The organism is Streptomyces sp. NPDC051219, assembly GCF_040682335.1.
Classification (GTDB): domain Bacteria; phylum Actinomycetota; class Actinomycetes; order Streptomycetales; family Streptomycetaceae; genus Streptomyces.
The window spans coordinates 1-1013 of record NZ_JBFBAS010000098.1 but is presented as its reverse complement, the minus strand read 5'-3'; the positions used below and the strand labels follow the sequence as shown (position 1 = coordinate 1013).

Sequence of the window (1013 nt, the reverse complement as noted above, 5' to 3'; positions counted from 1 at the left end):
GCTGCCCTCGGCATGGACGTCACCATCGCCTCGCGCGAACAGACCGCATGAACCGCGCCAACGCGTATCACTGCAGGTGATTTTCAAGAGAGCTCTGGCGGGGTGAGATACGCGCAGGGCGGCGGGCTGACCGACGCCGGGAGGGTCGTGCGGGAGCGGGTTCGGCTTCAGGCCGTGGAACGCTTCGAGCGCGGGGAGAAGAACAAGGACATCGCCGCGGTGTTACGGGTGTCGGAGCGATCGGTGGAGCGGTGGCGCAAGTCGTGGCGTGAGCGGGGCGAGGCTGGTGTCCGCTCCAAGGGCTCGCCGGGGCGCCCGAGGCTGGGACGGGGGCAGATGGAGCGGCTGGAGCGGGAGTTGGAGCGCGGTCCGCTCGCGCACGGGTGGCCGGATCAGCGGTGGACGCTGGCGAGGATCAAGACGCTGATCGGGCGGCTGTTTCACGTCTCGTACACGGTTGAGGGCACGTGGCTGCTGCTGAAGCGGCACGGCTGGTCGTGGCAGCAGCCGGCCCGGCGGGCGATCGAGCGGGACGATGATGCGGTCGAGTTATGGAAGAAGGAGGTCTGGCCGCAGGTAAAAGGGAGGCCGCGGCCCGGGGTGCGTGGATCGCCTTCGAGGACGAGGCCGGGCAGTCGATGACGCCGCCGCGGGCGAGGACCTGGGGCCGCGTCGGCCGCACCCCGGTCGTGCGGGTCCGTGGACGAGGCAGCGGTCGTCTGTCCATGGTGGGCATGTGCTGCTTCAAACCGGGGTCCAGGTCCAGGCTGATCTACGGCCTGCGGGAGTACCGGGGCCGCAAGGACGAGCCCAAGGGCTTCGGATGGCGAGACTTCTGCCGCCTCCTCGCCCGCGCTCACATCCAGCTCGGCGGTCCGATCGTGCTGGTGTGGGACAACGTCCGCCTGCATCTCACCCGCGGGATGCGCGAGTTCATCGACCGCAACTCCGACTGGCTGACCGTCTTCCAGCTGCCCACCTACGCACCGGACATCAACCCGCAGGAAGGCATC

The 1013-nt window shown here is 69.2% G+C and carries 2 protein-coding genes; both read left to right on the top strand.

All coding sequences use genetic code 11. The features are described 5' to 3' along the window. The first annotated feature begins 102 nt into the window (after positions 1 to 102). Entirely contained in the window at positions 103 to 642 is a 540-nt protein-coding gene (locus AB0M62_RS34900) for a winged helix-turn-helix domain-containing protein (RefSeq protein WP_366078341.1), read from the top strand. After that, positions 552 to 1013, top strand: a 462-nt coding sequence (locus AB0M62_RS34895; protein WP_366078340.1) for a transposase, incomplete at its 3' end; no start/stop codon positions are given. The genes AB0M62_RS34900 and AB0M62_RS34895, both read left to right, overlap by 91 nt.